At 41.6% G+C, this 16,484-nt stretch carries 16 protein-coding genes; all 16 read right to left on the minus strand.

Annotated elements, in window-relative coordinates; translation table 11 throughout:
• Positions 1-8: 8 nt before the first annotated feature.
• Entirely contained in the window at positions 9-1,157 is a 1,149-nt protein-coding gene (locus tag SJY16_RS11145) for a 1-deoxy-D-xylulose-5-phosphate reductoisomerase (protein ID WP_377889211.1), read from the minus strand.
• Positions 1,158-1,190: 33 nt separating this feature from the next.
• A complete protein-coding gene (locus tag SJY16_RS11150) occupies positions 1,191-1,997 on the minus strand; it encodes a phosphatidate cytidylyltransferase (protein ID WP_377889212.1) in 807 nt (268 codons plus the stop codon).
• Between the two features lie 21 nt (positions 1,998-2,018).
• A complete protein-coding gene (locus tag SJY16_RS11155) occupies positions 2,019-2,786 on the minus strand; it encodes an undecaprenyl pyrophosphate synthase (protein WP_377889213.1) in 768 nt (255 codons plus the stop codon).
• A gap of 91 nt (positions 2,787-2,877) precedes the next feature.
• On the minus strand, positions 2,878-3,399 hold the full coding sequence (frr, locus tag SJY16_RS11160; RefSeq protein ID WP_377892192.1) for a ribosome recycling factor: 522 nt from the start codon (positions 3,397-3,399) through the stop codon (positions 2,878-2,880).
• A gap of 37 nt (positions 3,400-3,436) precedes the next feature.
• Entirely contained in the window at positions 3,437-4,162 is a 726-nt protein-coding gene (gene pyrH / locus SJY16_RS11165; protein WP_377889214.1) for a UMP kinase, read from the minus strand.
• Between the two features lie 72 nt (positions 4,163-4,234).
• Positions 4,235-5,116: a translation elongation factor Ts gene (gene tsf / locus SJY16_RS11170; protein WP_377889215.1), complete on the minus strand. Its 882-nt coding sequence runs from the start codon at positions 5,114-5,116 to the stop codon at positions 4,235-4,237.
• A 98-nt stretch (positions 5,117-5,214) separates the two neighbouring features.
• On the minus strand, positions 5,215-5,949 hold the full coding sequence (rpsB, locus tag SJY16_RS11175) for a 30S ribosomal protein S2 (protein WP_377889216.1): 735 nt from the start codon (positions 5,947-5,949) through the stop codon (positions 5,215-5,217).
• A gap of 235 nt (positions 5,950-6,184) precedes the next feature.
• Positions 6,185-6,961 carry a GTP-sensing pleiotropic transcriptional regulator CodY gene (gene codY / locus SJY16_RS11180; RefSeq protein WP_377889217.1) on the minus strand — a complete coding sequence of 259 codons (777 nt, stop codon included), beginning with the start codon at positions 6,959-6,961 and terminating at the stop codon, positions 6,185-6,187.
• Positions 6,962-6,982: 21 nt separating this feature from the next.
• Entirely contained in the window at positions 6,983-8,377 is a 1,395-nt protein-coding gene (gene hslU / locus SJY16_RS11185) for an ATP-dependent protease ATPase subunit HslU (protein ID WP_377889218.1), read from the minus strand.
• A gap of 30 nt (positions 8,378-8,407) precedes the next feature.
• Positions 8,408-8,947 (minus strand): ATP-dependent protease subunit HslV, encoded by a 540-nt coding sequence (gene hslV, locus SJY16_RS11190; RefSeq protein WP_377889219.1) that lies wholly within the window; start codon positions 8,945-8,947, stop codon positions 8,408-8,410.
• Positions 8,948-8,967: 20 nt separating this feature from the next.
• On the minus strand, positions 8,968-9,873 hold the full coding sequence (gene xerC / locus SJY16_RS11195; protein WP_377889220.1) for a tyrosine recombinase XerC: 906 nt from the start codon (positions 9,871-9,873) through the stop codon (positions 8,968-8,970).
• Positions 9,874-9,935: 62 nt separating this feature from the next.
• Positions 9,936-11,240, minus strand: a complete 1,305-nt coding sequence (gene trmFO, locus SJY16_RS11200) for an FADH(2)-oxidizing methylenetetrahydrofolate--tRNA-(uracil(54)-C(5))-methyltransferase TrmFO (RefSeq protein ID WP_377889222.1) — start codon at positions 11,238-11,240, stop codon at positions 9,936-9,938.
• Positions 11,241-11,255: 15 nt separating this feature from the next.
• Complete coding sequence (gene topA, locus SJY16_RS11205) at positions 11,256-13,328, minus strand: type I DNA topoisomerase (RefSeq protein ID WP_377889223.1); 2,073 nt, start codon at positions 13,326-13,328, stop codon at positions 11,256-11,258.
• Between the two features lie 70 nt (positions 13,329-13,398).
• Positions 13,399-14,286 (minus strand): DNA-processing protein DprA, encoded by an 888-nt coding sequence (gene dprA / locus SJY16_RS11210; protein WP_377889225.1) that lies wholly within the window; start codon positions 14,284-14,286, stop codon positions 13,399-13,401.
• Positions 14,287-14,365: 79 nt separating this feature from the next.
• Positions 14,366-15,274, minus strand: a complete 909-nt coding sequence (gene sucD, locus SJY16_RS11215; RefSeq protein WP_377889227.1) for a succinate--CoA ligase subunit alpha — start codon at positions 15,272-15,274, stop codon at positions 14,366-14,368.
• A gap of 16 nt (positions 15,275-15,290) precedes the next feature.
• Positions 15,291-16,451, minus strand: coding sequence for an ADP-forming succinate--CoA ligase subunit beta (gene sucC, locus SJY16_RS11220; protein ID WP_377889228.1), 1,161 nt, complete (start codon positions 16,449-16,451; stop codon positions 15,291-15,293).
• Between the last annotated feature and the right edge of the window lie 33 nt (positions 16,452-16,484).

Genomic DNA, 16,484 nt, shown 5'->3' on the forward strand with positions numbered 1-16,484 from the left:
AACCACCTTTATTTAATTAATGACTGAACTCTCGACCTTGTTTCAGAATCAATCTGTAGTATTTCATCTAGTGATGCATTCTGAATAGAGTCGTGTTGTTCGAGCGCTTGTTCAACGAGCTCTTCAATCGTTAAGAAATCGATTTTGCCTTCTAGAAATGCAGCAACAGCCGTTTCATTCGCAGCATTTAACACCGCTGGCATAGAGCCGCCTGTACGACCAGCATCGTAAGCGAGTTTTAAACTACGGAAACGTTCAAAATTCACCTTTTCAAAGTGAAGCTTACCAACTTCCCACAAGTTTAACCGTTTTGCATTTCTGATTTCAAGCCGATCAGGATAGCTAAGTGCATATTGTATCGGAATTCTCATATCCGGAGTACCTAGATGGGCTATTACGCTTCCGTCTATGTACTCGACCATCGAATGGATGATGCTCTCTTTATGAAGAAGAACATCGATTTGATCATAAGGGGTGCCAAATAACCAATGTGCTTCGATTACTTCTAACCCTTTATTCATCATAGTAGCAGAGTCGATCGTAATCTTTGCTCCCATCGACCAATTTGGATGATTCAGCGCATCCTCAACGCTTACTCCTTGTAACTCTTCTCTCGTCTTATCTCGAAAACTTCCTCCTGAAGCAGTAAGAATCAGGCGATCCATCTGCTCCACTTTTTCACCGTGTAAACATTGAAATAATGCCGAATGTTCGCTGTCTACAGGTAAAAGAGCCGAGCCATGTTTTTTAGCCGCTTCTGTCACAAGATGTCCTGCCGTAACAAGCGTCTCTTTGTTCGCAATCGCAATTGTTTTCCCTTGTTCAATTGCAGACATCGTTGGAGAAAGGCCTATACTACCGAGAATCGCATTGACGAGTACAGTTGATTCAGGATGACAGGCTACTTCGAGCAAACCTTCATCTCCATAAACGATCTTGGTCCCTCGTGATACACTTCTTCTCAAGCTTTCTGCGTCTTCCCTCTGCTGAACCGAAAGTAATTTAGGTTGGAATTCTTCAACGATCTCCACTGCTTTTTCGATGTTTCTACCAACAGAAAATGCAACGAGGGAAAACAACTCAGGGTGCATTCTTATTATATCAAGAGTCTGGGTTCCAATTGACCCAGAAGCTCCCAGTAAGCTGATTTTTTTCAAACGACCTGTTCCTCCAATCCATTCTGCGTCTATTTAGACCAGGTGAAGCAAATGTAGAATAGGGAGTACGAAAATCAGGCTATCAAACCGGTCCAGTATCCCTCCGTGTCCTGGCAAAATGCTTCCTGAGTCTTTAACACCGTAGTGACGCTTAAACGCTGACTCTACCAGATCACCAATCTGTCCAAAAACAGAGGTTAGTATTGAGACGATAATAACTAAAGAAATTGATTCATAGACCGGATAGATCAATTGAAAAACAATTCCTACGATTAGGGCCATACCTACTCCACCAAGCGCACCTTCTACTGTTTTATTAGGAGATATATGCGGCCATAGCTTTTTCTTTCCTATTGCTCGACCAACAAAGTACGCACCAGAGTCTGATGCCCATATCAAAAAGATGATAAAGAACAGCTGAACCATGCCTTCTAAGCTGGAGTCTTCTAAATAACGTGTTGCAGTAAAATAATAAAAACCTAATCCGACATACAGCGATGCCATCAGGATGAAAGAACTTTCATCAAAACTATATTTATTCTTGGTGAGCACAGTCATTGCTAAAAGAATAAGCAGTCCAAAGAATAATAAATCAATTTTTGAAAAAACAGAAGATGTGAGCACAGCAATCCAATCTTCAGGCATGACGAGAATCCATGTACCAATTAGAGCCAGTAACCCTGGTAATGAAACGAGCGAAATCTTTTTCATCAATAATAGCTCGACCATACCAACTGTGGCTACTAACGTCATCAAGATAATAAAAGGCCAGTCTCCTACAATAATCATACCTAATAATATTACGCCGAAAATCACACCAGTAATAATACGTTGCTTCATAACGCTAATGTCCTCCTACAATTAAACCCCGCCATAGCGGCGACCACGGCGCTGATACTCTTGTACAGCCTCTACAAAGTGATGTTCTGTAAAATCAGGCCATAGTACCTCTGTAAACCAGAGTTCGGTATAAGCGAGTTGCCATAGCATAAAATTGCTCAGACGTATTTCCCCGCTTGTCCTAATCAACAGGTCAGGATCTGGGTATTGACTACTAAGAAGATACGATGAAATCTTTTCCTCTGATATCTCATCTTCTGACAGTATCCCCTTTTGTACGTCACTTAATAACCGCTGCATCGCAGTCTTCATTTCATGCCTGCTTCCATAATTCAATGCGAAGTTAAGAATAAGGCCGGTATTGTTTTTTGTATCTTCAACTGCCTTCGAAATAGCTTTAAACGTGTGAGAGGGCAGTTGCTCTCGTTCTCCCATAATCCTTACTTGAACGTTCTGCTCGATTAATTCAGGCAGATGACTAAGTAAAAATTGTTCAGGGAGCTTCATCAAGAAGTCTACCTCTTCTTTTGGCCGCTTCCAATTCTCAGTTGAGAAGGCGTATAGCGTTAAATAGTTAACACCCATGTCATTTGCTTTCCTGACGATTTTCTTAACTACTTTAACTCCTTCGCGGTGCCCAGCCACTCGTGGCAGACCGCGTTTCTTTGCCCAGCGTCCATTGCCATCCATTATGATCGCAATATGCCTCGGAATAGTAGCAGATGTGTTAATGTCTAAATGTGCTTCATCTTCATTCTTTCTCATCCAGTTTGAGAACTTCCCAAGCATTGCAAATCCTCCATTGTGTCACTTACTTAACAAAAAAACCCCCTGTGGGAAAAGAGGGTCCTTTTATTATCTTATTTTACCTGTTATTTAATTAGACTTCCATGATTTCTTTTTCTTTGTCTGATGCAATGCTGTCTGCTTCAGCAACAAATTTATCTGTAAGCTTTTGAACTTCATCTGTATTACGACGGAGCTCATCTTCAGTAATGTCGCCTTCTTTTTCTTTCTTCTTTAGTTCGTCGTTTGTATCACGACGGATGTTACGGATAACAACCTTACCATCTTCAGCATACTTCTTCACTAATTTGACAAGCTCTTTACGACGCTCTTCAGTAAGTGCAGGAATGGTAATACGAATCACATTTCCATCATTAGAAGGAGTAAGCCCAAGGTCTGATTTTAAGATTGCTTTTTCGATATCTCCGATAGCTGACTTATCATAAGGCTGAATAAGAAGCATACGTGCTTCAGGAATTGAGATTCCAGCTAGTTGATTCACAGGGGTCGGAGCGCCATAATAGTCAACTTGTATCTTATCAAGTAAAGAAGCATTAGCTCTTCCAGCTCTTAGTGTTGCTAGCTCTTTCCTTAAGCTAGAAATTCCGTTCTTCATACGTTCTTCAGCATTTTTCAAAATTTCTTCTGGCATCTTAATTTCTCCCCTTTACAACTGTTCCAATTTCTTCGCCACAAACGGCACGCTTAATGTTTCCTTCTTCCATAATGGAGAAGACCACAAGCGGTATATCATTATCCATACATAGTGAAGAAGCAGTAGAATCCATTACCGCTAATCCTTCTTTAAGTACATCAAGGTATGATAGAGTCTCATATTTCTTCGCCGTTGCATCAACAGTAGGGTCTGCTGAGTAAACACCATCTACGTTGTTTTTCGCCATTAGAATCACTTCAGCCTCGATCTCAGCTGCACGCAATGCTGCAGTTGTATCTGTAGAGAAGTATGGGTTTCCTGTTCCAGCTGCGAAAATCACAACGCGTTTTTTCTCAAGATGGCGAATTGCTTTTCTACGAATATAAGGTTCTGCTACCTGTCTCATCTCAATTGATGTTTGAACTCTTGTTTCTACACCTATCGTTTCAAGGCTATCTTGCATAGCTAGAGAATTCATTACTGTTGCTAGCATGCCCATATAATCCGCAGTAGCACGGTCCATACCCATTTCGCTACCTACTTTACCACGCCAGATATTGCCACCGCCTACTACGACTGCAACTTCTACACCCATTTGGTGAATCTCTTTAATCTGGGTAGCAATCGACTGAACGATGGAAGGTGAAATACCAAGTCCTTCTCCACCGGATAATGCTTCACCGCTTAATTTTAACACAACGCGTTCATACTTGGCTCCGCTCATATTAACCCTCCAGCATGTTTATTCTATCCTTGTTCTTGAAAAATAGGGAACACATCGTGTTCCCTAACGGTATTACTTCTTCACTTGAGACATAACTTCTTCAGCGAAGTTATCTTCACGTTTTTCCATGCCTTCTCCAACTTCATAGCGGATGAATCCTTTTACAGAACCACCTTTAGATTGAACATACTTCCCAACTTTTTGGTCAGTATCTTTAACGAAAGCTTGATCTACTAGGGAGATTTCCTCGAAGAATTTGTTTAGACGGCCTTCTACCATCTTTTCAACAATCTTCTCTGGCTTTCCTTCGTTAAGCGCTTGTTGCTTTAATACTTCACGCTCACGTTCAATCTCTTCAGCAGGGATTTCTTCGCGAGATACGAAGCGAGGGTTTACAGCTGCTGCGTGCATTGCAACGTCTTTCGCTACTTCTCCGTCAGTTGTACCTTCTAGAAGAGTCAATACACCGATACGGCCACCCATGTGAAGGTAAGAACCGAATGCATCAGCATCAGTTTTCTCAACAATTTGGAAACGACGAAGTGAAATCTTTTCACCAATCTTAGCGATTGCGTTGTTCAAGAATTCTGTAACAGTTTGTCCGTTTTCCATTTTGCTTTCAAGAGCTGCTTCTACAGACTCAGGGTTAACTTTAAGGATGTGAGAAGCGATGTCGTTGATAAGAATTTTGAAGTTATCGTTCTTTGCAACGAAATCAGTTTCAGAGTTGATTTCTGCGATTACAGCTTTGTTTCCTTCAACCACGATCGCCGCAAGACCTTCTGCTGCTACGCGATCAGCTTTTTTAGCTGCTTTAGAGATACCTTTCTCACGAAGCCAGTCGATTGCCTTGTCCATGTCACCGTCGTTTTCAGTTAGTGCCTTTTTGCAATCCATCATACCTGCGCCTGTTTGGTCGCGCAATTCTTTTACCATTTTTGCTGTTACTGCCATTAGAAATTCCTCCTTGGATTATGATATGTAAACATACTCTGTTGGTTAAAAAAAGGTGATAAAGGGGTCGAGTTCCCCTTTATCACCCCTTTGTGTTCTTATACAGATGTTTCTTCAGTTTCAACTGCTTCTGCTGCTGCCTCTTCTTCTTCTACTTTGCTAACTTCGATAACAGCGTCAGCCATTTTAGCAGTAAGAAGTTTAACAGCGCGGATAGCGTCGTCGTTACCAGGGATCACGTAATCAATTTCATCAGGATCACAGTTTGTATCAACGATTGCAACGATCGGAATGTCAAGGTTGCGAGCTTCCGCAATTGCAATACGCTCTTTACGAGGGTCGATAACAAACAGTACGTCCGGAAGGCCGTTCATGTCCTTAATACCACCAAGGAATCTTTCAAGACGGTCCATTTCCTTCTTAAGAAGCATAACTTCTTTCTTAGGAAGTACTTCGAACGTTCCATCTTCTTGCATTTTTTCAAGGCTCTTAAGACGGTTGATACGCTTTTGAATTGTTTCAAAGTTCGTAAGCGTTCCACCTAACCAACGTTGGTTGATGTAGTACTGTCCAGCACGGATCGCTTCATCTTTAACAGATTCTTGCGCCTGCTTTTTAGTTCCTACAAATAGAACTTTACCGCCGTCTTGAGCGATATCGCGTACAAAGTTGTAAGCTTCCTCAACTTTCTTCACTGTTTTTTGAAGATCGATAATGTAGATACCGTTTCTTTCAGTGAAGATATAAGGTTTCATTTTTGGGTTCCAACGACGAGTTTGGTGTCCGAAGTGTACCCCAGCTTCTAGAAGCTGTTTCATAGAGATAACTGCCATGATAAATCCTCCTAATTGGTTTTTTAGCCTCCGCTTGCATCGTCTTCAGGAAAAACTGCAGATGCAGCACCGTTTCCTAAATCAACAAGCGTGTGTGTTTAACACCGTTGATTAATATACCATATTGTTTTCATTGCCGCAAGCAAGAAATCAAAATTTCCGCATATGTCATGGTCTTTCCTCGTTCAAATGCTTACTTGCATCAAAAAACTCCGGCAAAGCCGGAGTCTAACCATTATTGAGTCTTAAGTTTTGATAACTCAACTAAGAACTTATCGTTAAGAACTTTAATGTAAGTACCTTTCATTCCAAGAGAACGAGATTCGATTACACCAGCACTTTCAAGCTTTCTTAGAGCGTTAACGATAACCGAACGAGTAATACCTACTCTGTCCGCAATCTTACTAGCAACTAGTAAACCTTCGTTACCTTCAAGCTCTTCAAAAATATGCTCAATCGCTTCAAGCTCACTATAAGATAGAGATGAAATCGCCATTTGAACAACCGCTTTGTTTCTTGCTTCTTCTTCGATTTCTTCCGCTTTCTCGTGAAGGATTTCCATACCTACTACCGTAGCACCGTATTCTGCTAGAAGTAGATCGTCATTCGAGAATGAATCGCTAAGGCGAGAAAGAATCAATGTACCAAGACGCTCTCCACCACCAACGATCGGTACGATCGTCGTTAAGCCTTTTTCAAAAAGGTCACGGTTTTCAACTGGGAATGCAGTATACTCACTTGTGATATCCAAGTTTGAAGACGTCTCGGTAATATTAAATAGATTCTGAGTGTACTCCTCAGGAAACTGTCTTTCTGAGAACATTTTCTTCATACGCTCGTTTTCGATCTCCTGGTTGATTGCGATACCAAGAAGCTTTCCTCGACGACTAACAACATAAACGTTCGCAAGGATTACGTCACGAAGCGTTTCTGCCATATCCGTAAAGTTCACGGGCCCTTCTGATTTTTGTAGCATTCCGTTAATTTTTCTTGTTTTTTCTAGTAAGTTCATCTCTTTGTCCTCCTGCGTGTGTTATAAGATATATTGACTTAGGTCACGGTTTTTAGCTATAGTCGCTAATTTCTCTTCAACGTATTCTGGTGTAATTGTAATGCTTTCTAAATTAATATCAGGAGCCTCGAATGAAAGATCTTCAAGAAGCTTTTCCAGAATCGTATGAAGTCTTCTAGCCCCAATATTATCAGTATCCTGATTTACGTCGGCTGCAATTGTTGCAATTTTATAAATAGCATCGTCAGAAAATTCAACTTTAATACCTTCAGTTTCTAATAATGCTGTGTATTGCTTCACAAGTGCATTATCAGGCTCTGTTAAGATTCGTTTGAAATCATCTACGTTCAAGCTCGATAACTCTACACGAATCGGGAATCTACCTTGTAGCTCAGGTATTAGGTCTGATGGTTTTGTCATGTGAAACGCACCGGCAGCAACGAATAGAATATGATCTGTTTTAACAGGGCCATACTTTGTCGTTACGGTCGATCCTTCCACGATTGGAAGTATATCACGTTGCACTCCTTCGCGGGAAACATCGGCAGATTGCTGACTCTTTCCTGCAACCTTGTCAATTTCATCAATAAAAATGATACCCGTTTGTTCCGTCTTCGAAACAGCATCCTGAGATACTTCATCCATATCGATCAATTTAGCCGCTTCATCCTGCGTCAAAACCTTTCTGGCTTCAGCTACTGTAAGCTTACGTTTCTTCTTCTTCTTAGGCATTATATTACCCAGCATATCCTGCATGTTCATGCCCATTTGCTCCATACCCGAGCCCTGGAACATATCCATCATTGATTGATTCTGCTCTTCTACTTCAACAGTAATCATTCTGTCTTCTAGTTCACCTAGAGCTAGCTGATGTGCAATTTGCCTTCTCTTTGTCGCGATCGTTTGGTCTTCAGATGACTGCTGTTCACTGCCGTCATCCTGACCTTGATTACCGAAAAACATTTCAAGTGGGTTTTTGTACTGCGATTGTTTCTTAGCAGAAGGTACGAGTAATTCAACGATTCGTTTGTTCGCATTTTCCTCTGCCTTATCTTTCACTTGCTCCATTCGATCTTCCTTCACAATTCGGATCGACGTTTCAACGAGATCTCTGACCATCGATTCAACATCCCGACCAACGTACCCTACTTCAGTGAATTTCGTCGCTTCTACTTTTATGAAAGGAGCATTTACAAGTTTCGCAAGGCGTCTAGCGATTTCGGTTTTACCAACACCTGTTGGTCCAATCATCAAGATGTTTTTCGGATTCACTTCATCTCGTAACTTATCGCTCAAAAGACCTCTACGGTATCGATTTCTTAATGCAACAGCGACTGCCTTCTTAGCATCGTTCTGTCCTACTATATATTGATCTAGCTTCTCGACAATCTGGCGAGGTGTTAATGGATTAGACATATGATCGCCTCCAATGTTACTAATTTATAACTACAAGGATTCAACGATAATCTGATCATTTGTATAGACACAAATTTCTGCAGCAATTTGCATCGAAGCCTTCGCGATTTCTTCAGCACTCTTGCCTTCACTATATCGTTTCAAAGCTCTTCCTGCTGAAAGAGCATAGTTTGACCCAGAGCCAATGGAGAGAATACCATCGTCAGGCTCGATCACTTCACCAGTACCTGAAATAAGCAATAGCTGCTCTTTATTCATTACAATCAACATCGCTTCAAGCTTTCTTAATACCTTGTCGCTTCTCCACTCTTTGGCAAGTTCAACCGCGGCTCGCTGAAGATTACCACCGAACTCTTCTAACTTACCTTCAAACTTCTCAAAAAGTGTAAACGCATCGGCTACTGATCCAGCAAAGCCGGCTACTACCTTACCATGGAAAAGGCGTCTTACCTTCTTAGCAGTATGCTTCATGACAACTGCATTTCCAAACGTGACCTGGCCGTCTCCAGCCATCGCGCATCCTCCATTATGTTGAATAGCAAATATCGTGGTTGCGTGAAAGTCTCCCATAAGTTCCTCCTCCTGAGCATTCAAGCTCTTGGGTGATGGTTCATATAAATATTTCGCAAACGATCGCCCGTCACATGGGTGTATATTTGCGTAGTCGAAAGGTTCGCATGCCCTAACAGCTCTTGAACTGATCTAAGATCAGCTCCTTCATTAAGCAAGTGAGTTGCGAAGGTATGCCTCATAACGTGCGGACTAATATGTACATGCATCGAAGCTTCTTCAACAATACGATTCAAGATTGTTCTGACCCCACGCGCGGTTAAACGCGCTCCTCTAAAGTTCAAGAAAAGAGCTCTAGTAGCGTCTTTCTCTTTGGAAAGGAGTTTATTGCGGCCATCGTTAATGTAATGATTGATGGCATCAATCGCAAAACTTCCAATCGGAACATATCTTTCTTTACGACCTTTTCCGATGACAAAAATTGTGCCAATAGAAAAGTCGATATCTTCTATATCAAGTGCCACACATTCACTGACCCGAATTCCACATCCGTAAAGCACTTCAAGCAACGCTCTGTCTCTTTGTCCTAATGGAGTCGTGGAATCTGGAGCATCAAATAGTTGATCGAGCTCCTGTGTGTATAAAAATTGCGGAAGTCGTTTCTCTTGTTTCGGAAGTGAACTCATTGTAAAAGGATTAACTTCTACAATCTCCTCTCTCAAAAGAAAACGATAAAGGCTGCGTAATGTAGAAATTTTCCTAGCTGCGGTTTTTCTTGCAAAGCCATGTTCATGCAACTGAGTCAGATAAATCCTAACATCTGCATAAGAAACAGCAGCAAGGACATCAATAGTCTGCTGCTTCATGAAGTTCTGAAAGTGTTCTATATCCTGCAAATAACTAGAAATCGTATGAGGCGAACAATTCTTTTCAATCTGAAGATACTCTGAGAAAGACTGAACATACCTCTTTTGATTATTATCCATCCTTTATCACCTCAAAAGGCTTCTAAATCGTATCACAATTTAGAAGCCTAAGCAATAGAAATTTACAATGTTTTTTTAAAATTCTGAATTGTTTCCAGTGCGCGATTAGCAATCGCTTCGTTGCGTTCTTTTTTGTTCTTAATGCGATTTACAAGCGGTGGAAAAAGACCGAAATTAGCGTTCATCGGCTGGAAATTATCTGGATTCGCAGTTGTGATGTAGTTCGCTAAACTTCCTAGAGCTGTTTCCTCCGGGAATACGAGTGTTTCTTCCCCACTCATCAACCTCGCAGCGTTAAAACCTGAAATGAGTCCAGCTGCTGCTGACTCGACATATCCTTCTACACCCGTCATTTGACCGGCGAAGAAAAGATCATCTCGATCTCGATATTGATAAGTTGGTTTTAATAGATTCGGTGAGTTAATAAACGTATTGCGATGCATCACGCCATAACGCACGATATCTGCATTCTCTAATCCTGGAATCATGCGGATCACCTCTTTTTGGGGTCCCCATTTTAGATGCGTTTGAAAACCAACAATATTATACAGCGTGCCTGAGGAATTATCTTGACGAAGTTGGACGACCGCATATGGGCGCTTTCCTGTTTTAGGATTCTCGAGCCCTACTGGCTTTAGTGGTCCAAACGTCATTGTCTTTTGCCCTCGTTGTGCCATTACTTCAATCGGCATACAACCTTCAAAGAAGATTTCTTTTTCAAACTCCTTCAAAGGAACGGTTTCTGCAGATATAAGAGCTTCATAGAAACGATTGAACTCTTCTTCTGTCATCGGACAGTTCAAGTAAGCTGCTTCACCTTTGTCATAACGTGACTTTTTGTAGACTTTGTCCATGTCGATGCTCTCAGTTTCGATAATCGGAGCTGCTGCATCGTAAAAGTACAAATATTCCTCGCCCGTTAATGCTTTAAGCTGATCTGACAGATCTTTTGATGTTAGTGGTCCAGTAGCAATAATCGCAGGTCCCTCAGGAATCGTTGTGAATTCATCCGAAAATACGGTAACATTCGGATGGCCTTTAACATACTCCGTTACCTTAGCCGCAAATTCATGACGATCAACCGCTAAGGCACCCCCCGCTGGTACTGCACATTCATCAGCAGCTTTGATGATAACAGAATCCATTTCACGCATCTCTTCTTTTAACACTCCAACAGCATTTGTTAGTGTATTTGCTCGAAGAGAATTACTGCAAACAAGTTCTGCAAATTTATCTGTGTGATGCGCTGGCGTTTGCTTCTTCGGTCGCATCTCATACAAATGTACATTTACCCCTTGTTTGGCAAGCTGCCAGGCCGCTTCACTTCCCGCGAGCCCAGCACCTATCACCGTCACGTGCTTACTCATTCCTAAAACCCCTTATTAATTTTCTTCTTCAACGAAATCACAGTTTACGCACTTGATTTCTTTCTTCTTCTTCGTTTTCTTCTCAACAAGCATGTCTCCACATTTTGGACACGGTCGCTTGATTGGCTTATCCCACGACAAGAAATCGCATTCTGGAAAGCGGTCACATCCATAGAATAGACGATTCTTTTTACTCTTTCGTTCTACGATGTTTCCTTCTTTACATTTCGGACAATCAACGCCAATTTCTTTTAATATCGGTTTAGTGTTACGACATTCAGGAAAGTTAGAGCAGGCCATAAATTTACCGTAACGCCCCATCTTGATCACCATCGGCGAGCCGCATTTTTCGCAATCTTCACCTGCTGGTTCATCTTTAATCTCAACTTCCTGCATTTCTTCTTCGGCAACTTTTAGACGCTTACCAAAGTTCTGATAAAATTCGTCTATTACAGAAATCCATTCTGCCTCTCCATCCTCAACTTTGTCAAGGTCATTTTCTAGAGCAGCAGTGAATTCGATGTTGATGATGTCTTCGAAAAACTCCAGGATGAGCTTAAGAACAATTTCACCTAGCTCTGTAGGTACGAATTTACGATCATCTAGCGCGACATACCCTCTACGTTGAATCGTATCTAGAGTAGGGGCATACGTAGAAGGTCTTCCGATTCCTAGCTCTTCCATCGTCTTAACGAGACGTGCTTCAGAATAACGTGGTGGTGGTTGTGTAAAGTGTTGTGTCGGATCGATATCTGAAGATGATACATCCATTCCTTCTTCTAAATCAGGAAGCATCTTATCATCTTCTTTTTTGTTATCATCGTTTCCTTCCACATATACCTTCATGAAACCTTTGAACTTTACTTTTGAGCCAGTGGCACGGAACGTTGCACCGTTGTTATCTAGATCCACGCTCATCGTATCCATGATCGCAGGAGCCATTTGACTCGCAACGAATCGTTCCCAAATCAATCTATATAAGCGAAGTTGATCACGTTTTAAGTATGGCTTCATATCAGTTGGGTTTCTCATTACAGATGTAGGCCTTACTGCTTCGTGAGCATCCTGGGATTTTCCGGATTGCTTCTTAGTAGGCTTTTTACCTGCCAAGAATTCCTTACCGTACTTTCCTTCGATATACTCACTCGCTTCGCCCTTGGCAGTTTCAGAGATCCGTGTTGAGTCTGTTCTCATATATGTGATCAGACCGACAGTTCCCTGTTTCCCTAGTTCGATTCCTTCGTATAACTGCTGTGCGAGCATCATTGTTTTCTTTGCTCTGAAGTTAAGTTTTCGAGCAGCTTCCTGTTGAAGAGAAGAAGTAGTAAACGGTTGAGCTGGGTTTCGCTTCCGTTCCTTTTTCTGAACCGATTGGATACGGAACTGATCTCCTTCAATACGATTCAGAACGTTATCAACTTCTTCACGAGATGAAAGATCCGTTTTCTTACCTTCGATTCCGTAGAATCCAGCCTCGAAGTTTTCGCCATCTTTTTCAAATGCGGCTTTGATCTTCCAATATTCTTCAGCCTCGAAATTTTGTATTTCTTTTTCTCGTTCTACGATCAATCGTACCGCTACAGTTTGAACTCTTCCCGCGCTTAGTCCTTTTTTTACTTTCTTCCAAAGTAAAGGACTGATATTGTAACCTACCAGTCGATCTAGAACTCTACGTGCTTGTTGTGCGTCGACAAGATCCATATTGATAGCTCTTGGTCGTTTAAATGCATCCTTTACCGCATCTTTTGTAATTTCATTAAATACTACTCTGCATTCTTTATCTTCATGAATTTTTAAGCTGTGTGCTAAATGCCATGCAATCGCTTCCCCTTCGCGATCGGGGTCGGCCGCAAGATAAACTTTCTTAGCCTTTTTTGCAGCATCTTTGATTTCTTTCAGCACAGGCCCTTTCCCGCGTATTGTAATATATTTAGGAGTATAGTCGTTTTCAACATCAACGCCCATCTGACTTCTTGGTAAGTCGATCACGTGACCCATCGATGCTTTCACTTTATATTTCTTCCCTAAATATTTTTCAATTGTTTTTGCTTTAGCGGGAGATTCAACAATAACTAGATAATCTGCCACAGTAAGTTTCCTCCCCCCATTGAGGTAATTTTAAAATCTTCACCATTATTAAATATTCAAAACTCTTTTGTCAAATAGTGCTAGCTACTTTTTCTTGAAATTCATCATATTCACAAAGAATATCTTCACTATTTAATATTAGTTTTGCACCTTGTTGAATTAAGCGGTTCGTCCCCTCCGAATGTAGGTCTGTCAACCTTCCAGGTAGACAAAAGACATCCCGACCTTGTTCAATTGCTTGGTCTGCAGTGATGAGGGATCCACTTTTCTTTCTCGCTTCAACAACAAAAGTACCTTTTGATAATCCACTTATAATCCGGTTTCGTTCTGGGAACTGAGTTCTTTCCGCTACACGATGAGGCGGATACTCTGTTAAGAGTAGTCCATTCTTCGCGATGACTGTTGCGAGCTCTATGTTTTCTTTAGGATAAATATGTTTGAATCCAGAACCTAATACTGCAATTGTTCCTGATTGGTGACGAAGCGCTAAACGATGAGCTAGTGTATCCACACCACGAGCTAATCCACTTACCACTGTGATGTTATATTGTACGACAGGCGTCAAAACATGAGCCATACAACTCTCTGCATGTGAAGATGGATGACGCGTCCCTACTACGCTTAAGCTTGGTGTGTTAAGTAATCGAAGATTGCCCATACAGTAGATGACCCACGGTGCATCATAAATATGCATCAGACGTTCAGGGTATTCTTCATCGTAACGTGTGATTACTCTCATTTCGCCCAGTCCATTAGTCTTCCATGGTTTTGTTACATGCAAGTCATGATAAAAGCGAGATGCTATACGAAAATCAAGCCCAAACTTCGTTAACGTAACAGCAGACATATCATATATGCTTTGAAGCGTGGGGTCAAATGTTAAAAAAGATTGTATGACTTTCCAATTTACGCCTTCACAATGATGTAGTTGGATTAACCTGCTTCTGAACGTCCTCACTACACTTCTCTCCAATCAAGGAATTTATACTGTTTTTTTATGTATAAGAGAAATAGCTCCCGACCGGGAGCTATTACCTTTACGCTTTATGTGTTGTACATTTCTCTAGCATGCCTTTTTCATCTAAAACTGAAATCAGTGTCTCTCCCATTACTGCAGGAGTAGGAGCAACTTTGATACCCGCTGATTCCATCGTTTTGATCTTCTCTTCAGCAGTACCTTTACCACCAGAAATAATGGCACCAGCATGGCCCATACGTTTTCCTGGAGGCGCTGTTTGACCACCGATAAAGCCAACAACAGGCTTAGTCATGTTTGCTTTAACCCACTCTGCCGCTTCTTCTTCAGCAGTACCGCCGATCTCGCCGATCATAATAACTGCATACGTATCTTCATCTTCATTGAATGCTTTCAAGACATCGATAAAGTTCGTACCGTTAACCGGGTCGCCGCCGATTCCTACTGCAGTTGATTGTCCAATTCCTGCTTCAGATAGTTGATGTACAGCTTCATACGTCAACGTACCAGAGCGGGAGACAACTCCTACATGGCCTTTCTTGTGGATATAGCCAGGCATAATCCCGATCTTGCACTCATCCGGCGTAATAACACCAGGACAGTTCGGTCCAACAAGACGGGTTTTCTTACCTTCCATATAACGACTTACTTTTACCATATCGATTACTGGAATACCTTCTGTAATACAGATCGCAATGTCCATTTCAGCATCAACAGCTTCCATGATTGCATCTGCAGCAAATGCAGGTGGCACATAGATTACTGACGCCGTAGCACCTGTTTGATTAACAGCTTGCTCAACCGTGTTGAAAACCGGAACGCCTTCGATTTCTGTTCCGCCTTTTCCTGGTGTTACCCCACCTACGATTTTGGTACCGTACTCTAGCATTTGCTGAGTATGAAATAAACCAACTGAACCGGTAATACCTTGAACGATAACTTTTGTATCTTTATTAATGTAAACGCTCATTCCTAGTCCCGCCTTTCTACTTAACTAATGAAACAATTTTTTCTGCGCCGTCTGCCATTGATTCAGCAGCAGTAATATTTAAACCTGAATCTTTAAGGATTTGTTTTCCTAGATCAACGTTTGTACCTTCTAGTCGAACGACAAGCGGAATTTCAAGTCCAACTTGCTTAGTAGCTTCGACTACACCTTCAGCAATCACATCACACTTCATGATTCCGCCGAAGATATTTACGTAGATACCTTTAACATTCTGATCAGAAAGGATGATCTTGAATGCTTCTGTAACTTTCTCAGCAGTCGCGCCGCCCCCAACGTCAAGGAAGTTAGCAGGATCGCCGCCATAATGTTTGATAATATCCATTGTAGACATAGCAAGACCTGCGCCATTAACCATGCAACCGATATTACCTTCTAGAGCAATATAGCTGAGCTCGTATTTGGAAGCTTCAATTTCCTTCGTATCTTCTTCATCAAGGTCACGTAGCTCAAGGATATCCTTATGACGATAAAGCGCATTTGGATCAAAGTTAAGCTTCGCATCAAGCGCCATTACATTACCATCACCCGTCGTAACTAATGGGTTGATTTCAGCAATGGAAGCGTCTTTTTCAATGAAGGCAGTGTAAAGACTAAGCATGAACTTCACTGTCTTATTCAACATTTCTTTTGGAATGTTAATGTTAAATGCCAGTCTTCTAGCTTGGTAGCCTTGAAGACCTACAGCAGGGTCGATCACTTCTTTGAAAATCTTTTCTGGAGTCTTTTCTGCTACTTCTTCAATTTCAGTACCGCCTTCTTCAGAGGCCATCATCACTACGCGAGAAGTCGCTCGATCGACAACTAGTCCAACATAGTATTCATTCTTAATATCGCAACCTTCTTCGATAAGTAAGCGCTTTACTTCCTTACCTTCAGGACCCGTTTGATGAGTAACGAGTGTTTTACCGAGGATTTCCTCAGCGTATGTACGAACTTCGTCGAGGTTTTTCGCAATCTTTACCCCACCGGCTTTGCCTCGACCACCAGCATGGATTTGAGCTTTCACTACATAAACGCTGCTTTCTAATTGTTTAGCAACATCCACCGCTTCTTTTGCGGAGTAAGCAACTTGTCCATTTGGGACTGAGACCCCATAATTTCTTAGGACTTCTTTTCCCTGATACTCATGGATATTCATTCTCTTGTCCTCCTATCCTACTCAATCAAGTCA

The sequence above is a fragment of the Alkalihalobacillus sp. R86527 genome (assembly GCF_042466185.1).
In the GTDB taxonomy this organism is placed as follows: Bacteria; Bacillota; Bacilli; order Bacillales; family Guptibacillaceae; genus Guptibacillus.